General features: G+C 71.1%; 17 protein-coding genes and 1 tRNA gene. 9 read left to right on the top strand and 9 right to left on the bottom strand.

Annotated elements, in window-relative coordinates; genetic code table 11:
• Nucleotides 1-17: 17 nt before the first annotated feature.
• Complete coding sequence (locus DEJ04_RS10175) at nt 18-707, bottom strand: HAD family hydrolase (RefSeq protein WP_111046999.1); 690 nt, start codon at nt 705-707, stop codon at nt 18-20.
• Nucleotides 708-923: 216 nt separating this feature from the next.
• Here DEJ04_RS10175 and DEJ04_RS10170 point away from each other — a divergent pair, with 216 nt between their 5' ends.
• The gene (locus tag DEJ04_RS10170) at nt 924-2,027 is read left to right on the top strand and encodes an epoxide hydrolase family protein (RefSeq protein WP_111046998.1); all 1,104 of its coding nucleotides are present in this window, start codon (nt 924-926) and stop codon (nt 2,025-2,027) included.
• Between the two features lie 13 nt (nt 2,028-2,040).
• Nucleotides 2,041-2,112: transfer RNA gene (locus tag DEJ04_RS10165), tRNA-Arg, on the top strand.
• Between the two features lie 48 nt (nt 2,113-2,160).
• Here the strand turns inward: DEJ04_RS10165 and DEJ04_RS10160 are convergent.
• Genes DEJ04_RS10160 through DEJ04_RS10150 form a run of 3 tightly spaced genes read right to left on the bottom strand, consistent with a single transcriptional unit; the run spans nt 2,161 to nt 4,123 of the window.
• Nucleotides 2,161-2,613 carry an HTH domain-containing protein gene (locus DEJ04_RS10160; protein ID WP_111046997.1) on the bottom strand — a complete coding sequence of 151 codons (453 nt, stop codon included), beginning with the start codon at nt 2,611-2,613 and terminating at the stop codon, nt 2,161-2,163.
• Between the two features lie 44 nt (nt 2,614-2,657).
• Nucleotides 2,658-3,572, bottom strand: coding sequence for a hypothetical protein (locus DEJ04_RS10155; RefSeq protein WP_146248690.1), 915 nt, complete (start codon nt 3,570-3,572; stop codon nt 2,658-2,660).
• A complete protein-coding gene (locus DEJ04_RS10150) occupies nt 3,569-4,123 on the bottom strand; it encodes an RNA polymerase sigma factor (protein WP_111032360.1) in 555 nt (184 codons plus the stop codon). The genes DEJ04_RS10155 and DEJ04_RS10150 overlap by 4 nt, the downstream gene beginning before the upstream one ends.
• A gap of 111 nt (nt 4,124-4,234) precedes the next feature.
• Between DEJ04_RS10150 and argG the strand changes: the two genes are divergently transcribed.
• Nucleotides 4,235-5,677, top strand: coding sequence for an argininosuccinate synthase (argG, locus tag DEJ04_RS10145; protein WP_042540079.1), 1,443 nt, complete (start codon nt 4,235-4,237; stop codon nt 5,675-5,677).
• A gap of 91 nt (nt 5,678-5,768) precedes the next feature.
• On the opposite strand, the gene DEJ04_RS10140 is transcribed toward argG, so the two are convergent.
• Nucleotides 5,769-6,482, bottom strand: coding sequence for an alpha/beta hydrolase (locus tag DEJ04_RS10140; RefSeq protein ID WP_111046995.1), 714 nt, complete (start codon nt 6,480-6,482; stop codon nt 5,769-5,771).
• 222 nt (nt 6,483-6,704) lie between these two features.
• On the opposite strand from DEJ04_RS10140, the gene DEJ04_RS18415 reads away from it, so the two are divergent.
• Together DEJ04_RS18415 and DEJ04_RS10135 are read left to right on the top strand one after the other, a co-directional pair.
• Nucleotides 6,705-6,872, top strand: a complete 168-nt coding sequence (locus DEJ04_RS18415; RefSeq protein WP_155896891.1) for a hypothetical protein — start codon at nt 6,705-6,707, stop codon at nt 6,870-6,872.
• A 41-nt stretch (nt 6,873-6,913) separates the two neighbouring features.
• A complete protein-coding gene (locus tag DEJ04_RS10135; protein WP_111046994.1) occupies nt 6,914-7,513 on the top strand; it encodes a copper resistance CopC family protein in 600 nt (199 codons plus the stop codon).
• A 249-nt stretch (nt 7,514-7,762) separates the two neighbouring features.
• Here the strand turns inward: DEJ04_RS10135 and DEJ04_RS10130 are convergent, their stop codons facing one another.
• Together DEJ04_RS10130 and DEJ04_RS10125 are read right to left on the bottom strand one after the other, a co-directional pair.
• Nucleotides 7,763-9,193 carry an MATE family efflux transporter gene (locus DEJ04_RS10130; protein ID WP_111046993.1) on the bottom strand — a complete coding sequence of 477 codons (1,431 nt, stop codon included), beginning with the start codon at nt 9,191-9,193 and terminating at the stop codon, nt 7,763-7,765.
• 238 nt (nt 9,194-9,431) lie between these two features.
• Nucleotides 9,432-9,869 (bottom strand): MarR family winged helix-turn-helix transcriptional regulator, encoded by a 438-nt coding sequence (locus DEJ04_RS10125; protein WP_111030686.1) that lies wholly within the window; start codon nt 9,867-9,869, stop codon nt 9,432-9,434.
• Nucleotides 9,870-10,323: 454 nt separating this feature from the next.
• Here DEJ04_RS10125 and nadE point away from each other — a divergent pair, with 454 nt between their 5' ends.
• On the top strand, nt 10,324-11,151 hold the full coding sequence (nadE, locus tag DEJ04_RS10120; RefSeq protein WP_110863289.1) for an ammonia-dependent NAD(+) synthetase: 828 nt from the start codon (nt 10,324-10,326) through the stop codon (nt 11,149-11,151).
• 176 nt (nt 11,152-11,327) lie between these two features.
• On the top strand, nt 11,328-12,785 hold the full coding sequence (locus tag DEJ04_RS10115; RefSeq protein ID WP_111032363.1) for an SPFH domain-containing protein: 1,458 nt from the start codon (nt 11,328-11,330) through the stop codon (nt 12,783-12,785).
• 34 nt (nt 12,786-12,819) lie between these two features.
• Here DEJ04_RS10115 and DEJ04_RS10110 read toward each other — a convergent pair whose 3' ends face one another.
• Nucleotides 12,820-13,209, bottom strand: coding sequence for a hypothetical protein (locus DEJ04_RS10110; protein ID WP_111046992.1), 390 nt, complete (start codon nt 13,207-13,209; stop codon nt 12,820-12,822).
• Nucleotides 13,210-13,281: 72 nt separating this feature from the next.
• The gene (locus DEJ04_RS10105) at nt 13,282-14,232 is read right to left on the bottom strand and encodes a phosphotransferase family protein (RefSeq protein WP_111046991.1); all 951 of its coding nucleotides are present in this window, start codon (nt 14,230-14,232) and stop codon (nt 13,282-13,284) included.
• Between the two features lie 169 nt (nt 14,233-14,401).
• Between DEJ04_RS10105 and DEJ04_RS10100 the strand changes: the two genes are divergently transcribed.
• The gene (locus DEJ04_RS10100; protein ID WP_111046990.1) at nt 14,402-16,462 is read left to right on the top strand and encodes an MDR family MFS transporter; all 2,061 of its coding nucleotides are present in this window, start codon (nt 14,402-14,404) and stop codon (nt 16,460-16,462) included.
• 77 nt (nt 16,463-16,539) lie between these two features.
• Nucleotides 16,540-17,133: a TetR/AcrR family transcriptional regulator gene (locus tag DEJ04_RS10095; RefSeq protein WP_111046989.1), complete on the top strand. Its 594-nt coding sequence runs from the start codon at nt 16,540-16,542 to the stop codon at nt 17,131-17,133.
• Nucleotides 17,134-17,347 lie beyond the last annotated feature (214 nt).

Here is a 17,347-nt window from a genome sequence, read left to right as displayed (position 1 = left end):
AGGTCGTCACGTGGTCGTCACACCTTGGCGGCTGCGTCGACCCCGGCGAGCACCGACGGCAGCTCGGCGACAGAGTCGAGGACGTGGGTGTGCTGGACGGTCGCGAAGTCGGCGTCCTGATGCGTGCCGGTCCGCACGCCCGCCACGACGGAGGCGCCGGCGCGGTGTCCCGTGAGCAGGTCGGCGACGGTGTCCCCGACGACTGCCACGTCACGGACGTCGTCCGTGCCGGTCCGGAGCACGGCGGTGAGCACCATGTCCGGGTACGGGCGCCCGCGCCCGGCGTCGGCGGGCGAGAGCGCGAGGTCGACCAGCGGCCGCCAGCCGAGCAGGTCGAGCACCGCGTCGCGCGTCGCCGGCGAGAAACCGGTGGTCAGCGCGATCCGTCGCCCCGCTGCGCGGAGGGCGACGAGCGTCTCGACGGCGCCGTCCACCGGCCGCACGCCGCGGTCGAGGGTTCGTGCGTAGGCGCGCTCGAAGGCGGTGTTCGCGGCCTCGGCGCGGACACCGTCACCGTCGAACAGTGCCGTGAAGACGGCGATCTTCGACTGGCCCATGGTGTCGACCGCGTACTGCACGGCGCGGTCGTGCTCCGTGCTCCCGCGCTCGAGGCCGACGTCGGTGAGCGCGGTGCGGAAGGCGTCGAGGACGACGCCACCGTCGTCGACGGTGGTTCCTGCCATGTCGAGGCAGACGAGCGAGATCATGGGACTCCTGGGTACGTGCCGTCACGCCGGGACCGGCGCGGTCCGACCAGCGTCGACGCACCCCGTTGCGGGCAGAGGATGCGCGGGTGTCCGCCAGGTGAACGCCGCCGGGAGGCTCGTCACGGCCTGTGCGGACATGCAGTCGGTCCGCCAGGGGGAGCGGCTCCGGTCCGCGCTCGCCGATCTGCGTCGGTGGCGCTGAGTAGCGTCGGCCGCATGGGCGAGACACCGCACATCGACGACGCGACCATCGACGACCTGCGCGCGCGGCTGCGCGCCACGCGCTGGCCGGACGCACCCGCCGGGGTCGGCTGGTCGCTCGGCGTGGACCTCGACGTCCTGCGCCCGCTCGTCGAGTACTGGGCCGACGGGTTCGACTTCGACGCGCACCGCGCCGAGCTCGCCGCGCTGCCCTCGCGCCGTGTCATCGTCGACGGCATCGGCATCCACGTCCTGCACGCCCGTGCTCCGCAGCCCGACGCCCTGCCGGTCCTGCTCGCGCACGGCTGGCCGGACTCCGGCTGGCGGTACCGCAAGGTGCTGCCGATGCTCGTCGCCGCCGGGTACGACGTCGTCGTGCCGGACATGCCCGGGTACGGCTTCTCGGATGCGCCGCCGCAGGTGCTCGACGCCCGGCAGGTGGCCGGCATGTGGGCGACGCTGATGACGGACCTGGGGTACGAGCGGTTCGCGGTGTCCGGTGGCGACATCGGCACACACGTCGCCCGCTACCTGGCGCTCGACCACCCCGACCGGGTCGTCGCCGTGCACCGCATCGACGGCGGGCTCGCCTGGCCGGGGCTCGACCCGTCGACGCTGTCCGGGGCCGAGCAGGAGTTCGTTGCCGCGACCGATCGGTGGCGCACCGCCGAGGGCGCCTACGCCATGCTGCACCGGACGAAGCCGCAGACCGCCGCCGTGGGGCTGAACGACTCACCCGCGGGTCTCGCTGCCTGGATCGTCGAGAAGCTCCGGGCGTGGAGCGACTGCGCCGGGGACCTGTGGTCGGTCTACACGCGCGATGAGGTCCTGGCGCTGCTCACCGAGTACTGGGCCACCGCCACGATCGGCTCAGCGATGCGGATGTACCACGCGAACGCGGCGATCCCGGCGGAGCAGCTGGAACGACGGGTCGAGGTGCCGTCCGGGTTCTCGATCTTCCCCGGCGACATCGTGCGGGCGCCGCGGGAGTGGCTCGAGCGCACCACGAACCTCGTGTTCCACCACGAACTCGACCGCGGCGGGCACTTCGCGCCGTTCGAGCAGCCCGACCTGTTCGTCGACGAACTGCACGCGTTCCTGGGGCCCTTCCGCCGCTAGAGTGGACGGGCCAGCCTCTGTAGCTCAATGGAAGAGCAGTTCCGTCCTAAGGAAACGGTTGGGGGTTCGAGTCCCTCCAGGGGCACACCAGCAGGTTGAAGTGGTTCGGGTCCCTGCCGCGCGGTGGTGCCGCTCAGTGCCTCGGTGTCGCGAGGTTGACGGCGTTCACGAGGAACGAGGTCCGGGTCGCGATCGCGTACTTCACCGCAGCGCTCACCCCGGTCGGATCGATCGAGAACGCGTCGAGGTCGGACTCCGCGATCCCGGTGAGCGACGCGATGTTCGCAACCGTCAGCCCGGAGACCTGCGTGAGACCCTCGAGGATGCCGCGGACGCGGTCGTCGTCGGGCACGCTCGGAGCTGCGGCCAGCATCGCTGCGAGGACGGCGAGCCGCTGCGATTCGTCGGGAGTCAGCCCGGTCCCGAGGGCGGTCAGACCCTGGTGCTCGATCCCTGGGCCGTCCAGGTACGCGGAGAGCGTGGTCTCCGAGATCCCGGTCATCTGCGCGATCGCGTCGGGCGCGACGGAACGGTGCTCGATCAGCGCGCGGAGTTCCGCCCGGACGTCGAGGGCTTCGGCAGTCATCTCGTTCCCTTCCTCGGTCGCATGAGTCTCTGCACCATGGTGCATCAGCCAGCGGGCTGGGCCGGCGGGTCCTCCGGCATCGGGTGTTCCGCCTGCCAGAGCGCGTCGACCTGGCCGAACTCCCGCGGGTAGCACTGGGTGTCGAACACCTCGAGGCCCTCGACAGGCGTGGAGTACAGGTACCAGGGGGCCGTGCCCACCGGTCGGCTCGTCCAGGACCCGTTCGCGAACCACGAGAGCGGCACGTCGTCCATCGGGTGTCCCGCCTGGGTCAGACAGGCCTCGAGCCGGTTGAAGGCGGCGCGGTACTCGTCGAGGGTGATCCGGTTGTCCCGGATCTCGGCTCGCTGCTGGGCAGAGGGTTCCGCGATCGGCGCGGACTCGACCCACGAGGCCCAGACGGCGTAGCGAGCGGAGCCGCCGCCCGACACGCTGATGGTCGCCGCCGAGTGTCCGGAACCGGGCGCTGGGGACAGGCTCCAATGCTCACCGCTCACCCCGCCGGTCGTGCCCGGGGTGCAGCGGGTGGGCCCGTCGATGGTCGTCCCGTCGATGGCCACGGTGAAGGTCCCCGGGTCGAGGCACTTCCACGTGAGCGTCACCCGGTCGGCGTCCGCGGGGCGGGTGCCGAGCGAGAACGAACCATCGCCCTGCGTGGCCGCGAAGGCCGGAGTCCCGAGGATCGTGGCGTGGTTCGCTTCCTCGACCATGTAGCGCGTCGAGGTCGCAAGGGTGCTCTCCAGCGCGGCGTCCGGGTCGTTCGACGGGAGGGCAGCCGCGGTGATCCCGCCCGTGACGGCCGATCCCGCCAGGAACGCCGCCGCGATCGTGAGGACCGTGCCGCGGGTCGGTCGGCGACGTCGACGGAGCGGCGCTCCGGTGGCGCTGGTGGCGTCGACCTTTGCGACGAGTGCGTCGCGCATCGCTGCGAGACGAGGGGAGATCTGGTCGTGGTTCACAGTGTGCCTCCGAGGGGTTCCGCTGTCGCCGAGTACTGCTTGTGGAGCCGCGCCTTCGCACGGTGGAGCCGGGACTTGACGGTGCCGGGCGGGACGCCGAGGACGGTCGCGGCCTCACGCTCGCTCAGCCCCTCGAGCACGCAGAGGGACAGGACCCGCTGGTCTGCGATCGGGAGACCACGGAGCGCGGTCACGGCCTCTGCGTCGGTGAAGGAGTCCGCTGGGTCGGGCGCCGGATCGTCGACCGGGAACCTCCCGAGGAACGAGCGGTGGCGCCGAGACGACCGCGTCAGGTTGTGCGCCGTGTTGGTCGCCGTGACGAGGAGCCACGGCAGCATCGAGTCGTCGACGAAACGGACGTGGTCCCGCTTCCTCCAGGCCTCGAGGAACACCACGGCGACCACGTCGTCGGCGTCGTCCGGCGTCGGGACGAGTGCTCGGACGTGACGACGCAGTCGCGCCGCGTGCCGGTCGAAGAGCCGACCGACCGCACGGCCGTCCCCGGCGACGCCCAGGGCCCAGTCGGACCGGTCCCCCGTGATCTGGTTCATGCCCTGTATTGTCCGGTCGCCCTAAGTCGGTTCCGGGTTGTGGCAGGTCAGTTCTCCACAACCGTCGCCCCGGACGGTAGTCGAGCCCGCTGGCCCCGTACGATTGACCCCGTGTCCAAGGTCCTGAGCAGTCTCCCCGTCGGCGAACGAGTCGGCATCGCGTTCTCAGGGGGTCTCGACACCTCCTGCGCCGTTGCCTGGATGCGCGAGAAGGGAGCGATCCCCTGCACGTACACGGCCGACATCGGCCAGTACGACGAGCCGGACATCGACGCCGTCCCGAGCCGCGCCCACGAGTACGGCGCCGAGATCGCCCGACTGGTCGACGCGAAGAGCGCCCTGGTCGAAGAAGGCCTGGTCGCCCTGCAGACCGGTGCGTTCCACATCCGCTCCGGCGGCAAGACGTACTTCAACACGACGCCGCTCGGCCGCGCGGTGACGGGCACGATGCTCGTCCGCGCGATGAAGGAAGACGGCGTCGACATCTGGGGCGACGGCTCCACCTACAAGGGCAACGACATCGAGCGGTTCTACCGCTACGGCCTGATGGCCAACCCGCGCCTGCGCGTCTACAAGCCGTGGCTCGACTCCGAGTTCGTCGAGGAGCTCGGCGGCCGCAAGGAGATGAGCGAGTGGCTCGTCGCCCGCGGGTTCCCGTACCGCGACTCCACTGAGAAGGCGTACTCGACCGACGCGAACATCTGGGGTGCGACGCACGAGGCGAAGAGCCTCGAAGAGCTGTCGAGCGGCCTGGACATCGTCGAGCCGATCATGGGTGTCGCCGCCTGGCGTGACGACGTCGAGGTCGCGACCGAGATCGTCAGCGTCCGGTTCGAAGCCGGTCGCCCCGTCGCGATCAACGGCGTCGAGTACACCGACGCGGTCGCCCTGGTCTACGAGGCGAACGCCATCGGTGGCCGCCACGGCCTGGGTGCGTCCGACCAGATCGAGAACCGCATCATCGAAGCCAAGAGCCGTGGCATCTACGAGGCTCCGGGCATGGCGCTGCTGCACATCGCCTACGAGCGCCTGCTCAACGCGATCCACAACGAGGACACGGTCGCCTCGTACCACAACGAGGGTCGCCGTCTCGGTCGCCTGATGTACGAGGGCCGCTGGCTCGACCCGCAGTCCCTCATGCTCCGCGAGTCGCTGCAGCGCTGGGTCGCCTCCGCCGTCACCGGCGAGGTCACGCTGCGCCTGCGTCGTGGTGACGACTACACGATCCTCGACACCACGGGCCCCGCGCTGTCGTACCACCCGGACAAGCTGTCGATGGAGCGCGTCGGCGACGCCGCCTTCGGCCCGGACGACCGCATCGGCCAGCTCACCATGCGCAACCTCGACATCGCGGACTCCCGTTCGCGGCTCGAGCAGTACGCGGCCGCGGGCCTCATCGGTGGCGCGACGGCCGAGCTCGTCGGCGAGCTCGAGGCGGGCGAGGCCGAGGAGATCCTCGGCGGTGCGATCGTCGCCTCCGACGCCGAGGACGCGATGGGTCGTCGCACGGACCTCGCGTCCGAGGGCGCGGCCTTCGACTCCGGCACCGACTGATCGAGCGGACCCGCGCCCTGGGCGCGACGCCCTGATGACGGGAGGCCCGGTGCCAGCTGGCACCGGGCCTCCCGTCCGTCGTCGCGACGTCTCAGGCCGCGGCGCTCCCGAGCAGCAGTTCGAGCTGCTCGACGACCAGGTCGGGCCGGGTGATGAAGGGATGGTGCCCGGTGGGGACGTCGACGCTCCGCGTCGCCCATGCCGCGTGCGCTCGCTGGAGGCCGACGGTGGTGCTCCGGTCCTCGGTGCAGACCAGGTAGGTGGAGTCGACGCCCTGCCAGCCCGCCGCGGTGGTCGGCGTGACGAACGCGGCGGCGGACTGGGCGGTGACGCGGTCCCACGCAGCTCGCTGCACCTCCGGGTCGGCGTCCTGCAGGAACCGCGCGCCGAACGACGATGCGTCGTACCCGACCACTGCCAGGGCTCCGTCCCCGGCATCACCGATCGCCACCGGATCGGGCTCGTCCGACATGATCCCGGCCTGGGCCGATCCGACGGCGGGCAGGTAGGACGACGCGTACACCAGGTGCTCGACGGCATCGTGCTGGCCGGCCTCGGCGATGACCGTGCCGCCGTACGAGTGCCCGACGACGATCGCGCCGTCGCTGCGGTCGAGTGCGGCCCGGAGTGCTGCCGCGTCCTCGACGAGACCACCTTCGGGGCGCCCGGACGGGCCCTCGCCGCAGGACGGCAGTGCCACCGATCGACTGCGGACACCGGTGCGGTCGAACAACAGGTCGGCGGTGGGTTGCCACCACCAGTCGCCGTCGCGGACGAGCGCGCCGTGGACGAAGAGGATCTCCATGGGCCGACGCTACAGCGCACTCGCCTCGCCGGTCCGCCGCGTCGGTCAGCCGCGAAGCGCATCCGCCTCGACGGCGATCGGGCGCGACCGTATCGTTGCGGTACCGGGTCAGTCATCAGGGACTCGTCGTCACGATGCTCCTCACGATCTGTGAGGTCTGGCACAGCGGGTCGACCCGGACGGATCCGAGATGCGCATCATCTCGACGAAGGGCTGGTCGCCATGACCGCCACCATCCAGAACGCCTGGCACCGCCACGGCCTCCGCTCGCCCGAAGACCTCGCCGCCCTCGTCGCCGAACGCCTCGAAGGAACCGGCCACCAGCTCGTCAGCGTCAGCGAAGCGCGCTACGAGCCCACGTACGCGGACTTCCTCGGCGAGCAGCTCTGACCCCCAGCGGGTTGCCGCTCGGCCGTCGGTAGAGTCTGCGCATGCGCACAGCTCGAACCACGGCGGCGGCACTGGCGATCGTCGCGGCGGGACTGCTGACGCTCGTCGGTGTCCAACCCGCGTCGGCCCACTCGGCCCTCACCAGCAGTACCCCGGCGGACGGGGCGGTCGTCACCGAACCGCTCGAATCCGTCGACCTGACCTTCTCGGAAGCGCCGCTCGCCGGCCTCGACGCCGGACTCCGGATCCAGGTGACGGATGCCTCCGGTGCCGACGTCGCCACGGGTGACGTGAGGGTCTCCGGGACGACCATGCGCCGCGCGGTCGATCTCGACCAGGGCCGCTACACGGTGCTCTGGCGGTACGTGTCGCCGGACGGCCACCCGATCGAGGGCACGCTCGCGTTCGAGTACCGGGCCGCAGCGCCCGTGTCGACCCCGAGCGCGAGCGTCACCCCGACCCCGACGGCGAGCACCGCTCCGACGTCGAGTGCCACCGCGACGGCCACCGGAGCCTCGGACGGTGCTCCGTCCTCGTCGCCGGGCATCGCGCCGGGCGTGTGGATCGGCCTCGGCGTCGGGGCCGTCCTGGTGGCCGGCGCGGTCGTCGTGCTGCTGCTGCGGCGCGGCCGCAGCGCGTAGCGCGTAGCGCGCGCGTCGCGCGCAGCGCCAGCCCACTTCGTGAGCAGGAATGGTCGGGTCGCACGCGCGCACCCGACCATTCCTGCTCACGAAGCGCACACACGCACGCACGCAGCGCACGCACGAAGCGCACGCACGCAGCGCACGTGGCGCACGGAACGCGACCACGCGACGGACGGGAGGCCCGGTGCCGGACCGGCACTGGGCCTCCCGTCCGCACCCGGTGCGTGACGCCGGGGGCGACGCGCCTCACGCCACCGGGGCGGCCTCCAGCGCGGCGTCGGCGCGTGCCGCGCTGCCCTCGGCCAGGCCTCGGGCGATGCGGCCCCGCGTCGCCAGCCAGAGGACGACCGCGGCGACGAACACGATGCCCTCGGTGACGGTGAGTGCCCAGATGATCCCGGCGAGCCCGAACCACACGTTGCCGGCGATCACGATCGGGATGAACAGCACGCCCTGCGCCATCGACAGCACCATCGCGGGCATGACCATCCCGGTCGCCTGGAACAGCGAGGTGAGCAGCCCCGTGAACCCGTTGACGACGGCGGCGACGAGCTGTGCCGTCAGGATCGTCATGCCGATCGCGAGTACCGAGTGGTCACCGGAGAAGATCGTGAAGACCTGCTCGCGGAACACGAACACGGTGCCGGAGAAGACGAGCACGATGGCGCCGACGGTCAGGGCCGCAGCGCGCAGGCCGGAGCGGAGTCGATCGGCGTCACCCGCTCCGAACGCGTAGGCGAGCAGCGGCAGCACGCCGATGGTCACGCCCATCACCAGGAACTCCGGCACCTGGGCGATGCGGACCGCGACGCCCATCGCTGCCAGCGGGTCGTCACCGTAGGCGGCGGCGAGGTTGTTGAGGACGAGTGTGGTGACGATGAGGAACGCGGACTGCAGCAGCTCGCCGACGCCGATGCCGAACACGGGCTTCAGGATGTCCGCACGCAGGGTGAACCACTTCGGCGCGAAGCTGACGTTCTCGCTGTTCCGCTGCAGCCAGGTCACCCAGTAGGCGATCGAGACCACGTTGGCCAGGCCCACCGCGAGTGCGGCGCCGCCGACGCCCCAGTGCAGCCCCAGGATGAACAGGACGTCGAACACCAGGTTGCCGACCGTGGACAGGACCAGGCCGATCATCGCCTGCCGCGCGGCGCCCTCCGAGCGGACGATCTGCTCGAGCGCGAAGGACGCGGCGAGGACGGGGACGAACGCGAGCATCACGGCGACGTACTCGCTCGTGGCGGGGACCGCTGCCGCGTCGGCACCGAGGACGGCGACGAGCGGGCGGAGCAGCAGGAGTCCGACGATGCCGAGCACGGCGCCGGTCACGACGGCTCCCCACAGGGCGAACGAGGCGACGTGCTTGATGTCCCGCGCCTTGTCGGGGTCGTGTTCCGAGGCGCCGAGCAACCGGGACATCAACGCGCTGCCGCCGACGCCGAACACCCCGCCCACGGCCATCACGAGGCCGAGCAGCGGCGAGCCGAAGGTGATCGCGGCGAGCAGGGACGTGTCGTGCTGGGCGCCGATGAAGCCCGCGTTGATGACGTTGTACAGGGCGCTGACGACCATCGCGGCGGCCATCGGCACACACAGGTGCACCAGGGCTCGGGCGATCGGGGCAGCCGAGAGGTACCAGCGGTTCGTCGCCGCAGCGGTGGTGGTGGTGGAGGACATGACGGTTCCCTTCCGGGCATGACGGTGGGCGCGCCGACGGACGCCGGCACGGCAGGGGGGAGCGCGCGACCGGTGGGGTCGCGGGATCGCAGGGTCGCGGGTCGGGAAGGCGCGGGATCGCGGGGTCGCGAAGGCGCGCCGGCGGATCCGGCCGGGAGGCGCGTGGTGCGTGAGCGGGTCGGTGCGGTGGCGCGGGTGGTGCGCTGGTGCGCGTGGCGCCGGTGGTGCGGTGGTTCGGCTAGCGGGTCGGCGGCGCGAGTTCCGCGGTCACCTTCTGCAGCAATCGCCGCAGGGTTTCGCGTTCGTCCTCGTCGAGGGGTGCGAGCAGGGAGTCGTCGAGGGCGACCATCGCGTCGGTGAACCCGGCGATGAGGTCGATGCCCGCCTGGGTGGCGTGCACCGTCTTCGTCCGCCCGTTCGTGGCGTCCGGTCGTCGTTCGATCAGGCCACGCCGCTCGAGCCCCTGCAGGAGACTCGAGACGCTGGCCGCGCTGGTCCGGGTGGCCTCGGCGACGTCCCGCTGGATGGCGCCGGGGTGTTCCTGCAGGTACCCGAGCACGAAGGACTGCTCGTGGGTGAGGTCGCGCTCACGGACCCACTCCTCGGCGCCCTTGCGCTGCGCCCATCCGATCCACCGCATGAGCTGGAGCGGTGTCGTGAAGTCCGGTGCCTGCATGATCAGGACTCTAACTGTTAGCCATCGAACTGTCAACGAAGGCAGTCCGAGTCGTGACCCCACAACGGGGGCGTCGAGTGCTGCTCGCATCCTGGTACCTTCCACAGCAAGCGGCCTCACCAGCCGCCCTCAGCCCGTTCGACGGGCCCCACATCCCCTGGCTCACCACCGGGGTCGGATCAGCGGCGGAGACCCCGTCGGGGGAGGAGGCACCGTGCCACACCACGGACCACCCACCGCGATCCCGGCGCGACGGGTTCGTCGCGCCTGACCAGGACGGGCGCCGGCGGGTACCGGCGTCCGCCTCACCGGGTCCGCGACGCGTTCGGGTCGTCGCGGATCCCCGGGGCGGTGGTGATCGGGTCACCGCCGCCCCGGGACCTCCCGGTCGATCCGATCGACGTCTTCGGGAACCCGCCGGTCCACGGAGCCGGATCGGCGTGATACTGGGGTGGTGCGTGAACTCCAAGCCGCCATCGCAGCGGACCTCAACGTCCAGCCGACCATCGACCCGGAGCAGGAGGTCGCCCGTCGTGTCGGGTTCCTGCGCGACTACCTGCTGACGACCGGGGCGAAGGGGTACCTCCTCGCCATCAGCGGCGGGCAGGACTCCACCCTGGCCGGCCGTCTGACCCAGCTCGCGGTCGAGTCGCTCCGCGCCGAGGGGCACCCCGCCGAGTTCACGACCGTGCGCATGCCCTACCGCGTGCAGGCCGACGAGGACGACGCCCAGCTCGCCCTGCAGTTCATCGCGGCCGACCCGGGCGTCACCGTGAACATCGAGCACGGGGTCGACGGGGTCATGCAGGACACCGCGGCCTCGGGCGTCGAGCTGAGCGACTTCGTCAAGGGCAACGTCAAGGCGCGCATGCGCATGGTCGCCCAGTACGCGATCGCCGGGCAGCGCGGCCTGCTGGTGGTCGGCACGGACCACGCGGCCGAGGCCGTCACGGGCTTCTTCACCAAGTACGGCGACGGCGGCGTCGACCTCACCCCGCTCACCGGGCTGTCGAAGAGCCAGGGGCGGCAGCTGCTCGAGCACCTCGGCGCACCCGCCCGCCTGTACGAGAAGGCGCCCACCGCCGACCTGCTCGACGAGCTGCCCGGACAGACCGACGAGGCGAACCTCGGACTCACCTACGCCGAGATCGACGCCTACCTGCAGGGCCACGACGTGCCGGTCGAGGTCGCCGAGGCGATCGAGTCGCGCTACCGCGCGACGGAGCACAAGCGCCAGGTGCCGGCGACGCCCTTCGACGACTGGTGGCGTGCGGGCGCGTAGGCGCTGACGCTACCCCGGCCTGGAGGCGCGGTGCAGGTGATCCTGCACCGCGCCTCCAGCCTGTTGTCCCCAACCCTTCCCTGAGCGCTCCGGCTGTCCCCTCGCGCTCCTAGGATGGGACCCAACGGAACAACAGATGCGGAATCCAGGCTGGCGCCTGGTCCGGAGGGGGAGTCATGGAAGTCCTGTTCGCGCTCGGAGCCGTCCCGCTGATCATCGTGGGGATCATCGTCCTCGCCGTGATCGCGCTGATCTACGCCAAGGTCGTGTACCGCAACGCCGGTGCCGACGAAGCGCTCATCATCACCGGCAAGCGCTCCCGCAAGGTCAAGAACGCCGACGGCACCGAGACCGTCGAGTCCGGCATCAAGGTCGTGCTCGGCGCCGGCGTGCTCGTCCGCCCCTTCTTCGAGAAGGTCGCGAAGCTGTCGCTCAGCTCGCGTGCGATCGACATCAACGTCAACGCGCAGGACTCCCGCGGCGTCACCATCGACGTCGAGGCCGTGGCGCTCGTCAAGGTGGGCGAGGCCGACGCGTCCATCCGGGCGGCCGCACAGCGGTTCCTCGGCCAGGAGAAGAAGATCGACGACTTCGCGCGCGAGGTCCTGTCCGGCTCGCTCCGTGCCTCGATCGGCGCGACCGACGTCTCGACGATCATCCGGAACCGCGACCAGCTCACCGTCGCGGTCCTCACCGTCGCGCAGGACGCCCTGCACAGCCAGGGGCTCGACGTCGACTCGTTCGAGATCAAGGGCATCTCGGACCGCAACGAGTACATCAGCGACCTCGGCCGTGCCGAGCGTGCACGCGTGCGACTCGAGGCCGAGAACGCCGAGGCCCAGGCCGACCGCGAAGCGCGAGAGGCCCGCGCGACCGCAGACCAGGCGATCGCCGAGGCCGAGAACACCCTGGCCATCCGCCGTGCCGCGCTGCAGCTCGACGCCGACCGTGCGTCCGCCGAAGCCGCTGCCGCCGGCCCGCTCGCCCAGGCGCGTGCGTCCCAGGGCGTCGTCGAGCAGGAGCAGATCACCGCGCAGAAGCGTGCCGAGCTGCGCCGTGCCGAGCTCGAGTCCGAGGTCTCCGCCGTCGCCGAGGCCCAGGCGCGCAAGACCCGCGTCGAGGCCGAAGCCGCTGCTGGGGCCCAGGTCGAGACCGCCCGCGCCCAGGCCGAGGCCCGCCGGATCTCCGCCGAGGCCGTCGCGGCCGAGGCGAAGGCCGAGGCGGATGCCCGCAAGCTCGCCGCCGACGCCTCACGCGCCGAGGGTGAAGCCGCCGCCGACGCGATCCGTGCGAAGGGTCAGGCCGAGGCCGATGCGACCAAGGCGCAGGCCGACGCGCTCGCACAGCACTCCGAGGCCGTCCTGCGGGTCAAAGCCATCGAGACACTGCCGAGCATCGCCCGCGAACTCGCTGCTCCGATGAGCAACATCGACACGCTCACCGTGGTGTCCTCCGACGGTGCCGGTGCACTGTCGAAGAGCGTCGTCAGCCAGTTCAGTGAGGTCGATGCGCTGCTCGGTGCCACCGCCGGGTTCACCCTGAGCGACATCGTGAAGAGCACCACGACGGGACAGGCGGCTGCCCGTGCCGTCGTGCGCGAGCAGTCCGTGCCACAGGTCGAGCCCACTGAGTAACCGATCGGGTGCCTGCAGCGGGCGCGACGGGGGATCAGCCCTCGTCGTGCCCGTTCTCGTTCTGCGGGTCGCGCTGCTGCGTGCCGGCGTCCTCACGCTCGTCCGCGAGCCGCTGCTGCCACACGACACTGCGGGCCGCACCCTCGAGCACGTCGTCGACGCTGCGACCGCTCTGGGCGGCGAGGGCACCGCTGAGTCCGGCGGTCAGGGTGCCGCCTGCCGCGGCGAGCCGCTCGACGACCTCCTCCTGCCGCGGGGTAAGGGGTTCGTCGACCAGTTCGTCGATCGTGTCGCGGATGTTCTGCTCGCTCGCGTCCAGTGCCGCCTCGTCGCCGGCCTGCAGGGCTGCTGCCTCTCCGACGACGACGAGACCGAGGCGCGCGGCGTCGTCTTCGGGACGCGGGGTGCGGTGCTCATCAGTCATGCGGTGGACCGTACGCTCCGGTGCGCTGCGCTCCCTGGACACCACGCGTCCCCCGCTCGGGCGGACGCGCTGTCAGGCGGCCCAGCGGCGGAGCAGCCACTCGGCCGCCGCCACGCCCTCGCGCCGTTGGAAGTCGCGGATGGTGGGCATGTTCGGCGGAGCCGGGGGAAGGGCGTGCTCGAAGAACAGTCCGGCGAGCCCGGCCAGCACGGCGTCGATCGTGGTGGCGGGCACCCCGGCGAAGACCGGGTGCGTGGCGAGGTGGTGTTCGACGTCGGCGTCCTCACCGCGGACGTGCGTGTCGAGCAGGTAGGTCAGCGGATCGAGCCAGTGCGCGCCCACGCTCGCCCAGGGCCAGTCGACCACCCAGACGAGCCCGGCGTCGTCGACGAGCAGGTTGTCCGCTCGGCAGTCGGCGTGCACGAGGTGTTCGCCGTCGACGAGTGCCGCTGCCCCGGACGCTGCGCGGGCGATGGCGGGGCCGGCGTCGAGGACGTGCGGCGGGACGACCTCGGCGACACGGACGGCGTCCGCGTCGTCGGCCAGCATCCGGTCCCAGGCGCCGAACTCACCGCGCAGGTCCTCGGCGATGCGGGGGAGCGTCGCCAGCCCACCGGTCGCGGGCGGCAGCGTGTGGAGTGCGTCGAGCACAGCCGTCGTGTCCGATCCGTCGAGGTGCCGGCCCGGGTGCTGGCCCGCGACGTCGTCGAGCACGAGCGCGACCCAGTCGTCGCCGTCGACCGTGGCGTGCAGCGTGTCGAGCAGCCGTGGTGCCTGCACGGTGGTCGGCAGCTGGGCCATGACCTCGGCCTCGCGGCGGTGCAGCTCGAGGGCTGCCTCGTTGCGCGAGCGTGACACGGTCTTCACGAACGCCCGTCGTCCCGCCGCGGTCGTCACCCGGTCGGCGCTGCCGGGAGACCACCCGCTCGCCTGGGACTCGGCGGTCACGACCGGGCCGCCCAGCACCCCCTCCACCTGCTGCCGCAGCGTCGTCGGTACATCGGTCCAGGTGGTTCGCCCCATGCGCCGACGTTACCTGAGAACCCGTACACGAACGTGCACGCTCGGCAACTTTGCGTTGTCAGCAAAGGTGCTGGCGGTGTAAAGTTGCAGAGCCTGCAAGGTTGACACCCGATCGGGGTCCCGACCAGGCCGACGACCACCACGCCACATCCCCTGTGAGGAACTCCGCATGTCCACTGCCACCGCACCCGTCGAGGTGTCGCGCGGACGACAGGACTCCCCGGCGAGCACGCCGGGCAAGCCGATCATGTCGCACCGCCAGATCCTGCTCGTCATCTACGGCCTGATGGCGGGCATGTTCCTGTCGTCGCTCGACCAGACCATCGTCGGCACGGCGATCCGCACGATCGGTGACGACCTGCACGGCCTCGACCAGCAGGCCTGGGTCACGACGGCCTACCTGATCGCGTCGACCATCACCACGCCGATCTACGGCAAGCTCTCCGATGTCTTCGGCCGTCGCCCGCTCTACATCTTCGGCATCGCGGTCTTCATCCTCGGGTCGCTGCTCTCGACCCTGTCGACGTCGATGACCATGCTCGCCGCCTTCCGCGCGTTCCAGGGCATCGGTGCCGGTGCGCTGATGTCGCTGCCGCTCGCGATCATGGGCGACATCCTCGCGCCCCGTGAGCGTGCGAAGTACCAGGGGTACTTCCTGGCGGTCTTCGGCATCTCGTCCGTGATCGGCCCGCTGATCGGCGGCCTGTTCGCCGGTGCGAGCTCGATCGTCGGCATCACCGGGTGGCGCTGGGTCTTCCTGATCAACGTGCCGATCGGCGTCGCCGCGCTCCTCATGGTGATCGCGTTCCTGCACCTGCCGAAGTTCGGCGAGGCCAAGGCCAAGCCGCGCATCGACTGGTGGGGTGCGACCTCGGTCATCGTCACGCTCGCCCCGCTGCTCCTCGTCGCGGAGCAGGGCCGCGCGTGGGGCTGGGGTTCGGCCAGCGCGATCGCCTGCTACGTCATCGGTGCGCTCGGCCTCGTTGCCTTCCTGGCGATCGAGACCCGCATGCAGGACGACGCGATCATCCCGCTCAAGCTCTTCCGCTCGAGCACGTTCTCGATGGCGACCATCCTGGGCTTCCTGGTCGGCTTCGCGATGTTCGGCGCGATGCTCACCATCCCGCTGTACCTGCAGATCGTCACCGGCCTGACGCCGACCGAGTCCGGGTTCGCGACGCTGCCGATGATCGGTGGCCTGATGATCGCCTCGATCGCTTCGGGGCAGATCGTGGCCCGCACCGGCCGGTACCGGATCTTCCCGGTCATCGGCACGGCGCTGGTGTCGCTCGGCTACGTCGTCCTGACGTTCATGACGATCGACAAGCCGCTGTGGTTCCTGATGATCGGCATGTTCCTGATCGGCCTCGGGCTCGGCCAGCTCATGCAGAGCATCACCCTGGCATCGCAGAACTCGGTGCAGCCGCGTGACATGGGTGTGGCGACGTCGTCCGCCACGTTCTTCCGCCAGATCGGTGGCACGCTCGGTACCGCCGTCCTGCTGTCCGTCCTGTTCTCGCTCATGCCGACGAACATCCTGCACGCCACGGCGGACGAGTCGAACCTGAAGCCCGCCCTCAGCGCGGCGCTCGACCCGGAGGTCGCCAGCGCGAAGGCGAACCAGGGCGTCATGGACCAGATCTGGAACCCGATCGTCACCCCGCTCCAGCAGCAGGTGCAGTCCGGACTCGACACCGCCACCGACCAGGTGACCCAGGCCACTGCCGGGGCTCCCGATGCCGTGCAGCAGCAGGCGCTCACCGCCGCCGCCGACAAGGCGCACGCGAGCGTGCAGGACGGCCGGCTCGTCGTCGACTGGTCGGACTCCGGGCAGCGCACCTACTGGGTGGACCAGCTCGCACCGGAACTGTCGAAGCAGATCGACAAGGGCGCGAACGACTCGAGCGACTCGAATGCCGAGACGAGCGACACGTCGTACCTCAACGGTGCGGACTCGGCCCTGACCCGGCCGTTCATGTCCGGGTTCAACGCCTCGGCCGTGACCGTCTACTGGGTCGGCTTCGCGGTGATCCTGCTCGCGTTCGTCCTGAGCTTCTTCTTCAAGGCGCCGCCGCTCCGCAAGAGCTCGGCCCTGCAGGAACAGGCGGACGACGCCGGCACCGCCGACGACCTCGAGGCGCAGGCCGTGCGGGCCGCGGACACGATGGGCTCGCCCACCGCCCCGGTCACCGGTTCGATCCCCGTCCAGGGCGGTCGGTCGCAGGTCTGAACCACGCCGGGCCTCCCCGTCACGCGACGCGGAGGCCCGGCGTCGCACGGACCCGAGAGCAGGACGGAGCGCAGCACGTGCACCAGCCCACCACCACCGAGGACCTCGTCGCGAGCGACTGTGGCCTGCGGGAACGCAAGAAGCAGCAGACCCGGTCCGCCATCCACCGGTCGGCACTCGCCCTGGTCACCGACCACGGGCTCGCCGGGGTGACCGTCGAGCAGATCTGCGCGGACGCCGGGGTCTCCCCGCGGACGTTCTTCAACTACTTCCCGTCGAAGGCCGAGGCAGCCCTCGGACTGCCGGCGACGACGGTCCCGGACGCGGCACGCACTGCGTTCCTCGGATCCACGGGTCCGCTCGTGGCCGACCTCTGCGACCTCGTCGCGCACACGGTCACCCTGCCGCAGGACCGCCGGCGCATGAAGGAGCTCGTCCGAGCCCGCCCCGAGATGGTCCCGGCGATGATGCAGTGGATGGCGCACGCACGGCAGACCGTGCTGGCGGTCGCCGCCGAGCGCGTCGACGAGGACACTGCGCGGACCGCGACCACCCTCGTGATGGCCGCCGTGATCGAGTCCGCCCACCGGTCGGCGGACGGCTCCCGCGACGAGCTCGCTGCGCGGCTGCGCGCGGTCGTCGCCGAGATGGGGCGGCTCGCCACCGCCTGACCAGCGTGACCATCGCGTCGCCCCCGGCGCGGGGCGACCACGGCCTGGAGGCGCGGTGCGGGTCGGACCCGCACCGCGCCTCCAGGCCGTTGTCGCGTCCACACCGTCGGTCGCGCAGTCATCGGACGGTTGGGCGACCACTTTCGCCAGAACCGCAAGAACAAGGCTCTTGACGCACAAGACATCGGATGTTTTGATTGCACCGTTCGGTCGA

This window comes from Curtobacterium sp. MCLR17_044 (assembly GCF_003234435.1).
Taxonomy (GTDB): Bacteria; Actinomycetota; Actinomycetes; order Actinomycetales; family Microbacteriaceae; genus Curtobacterium; species Curtobacterium flaccumfaciens.
The sequence above is the reverse complement of the archived record's forward strand: the minus strand, read 5'-3'. Positions and strand labels throughout refer to the sequence as shown.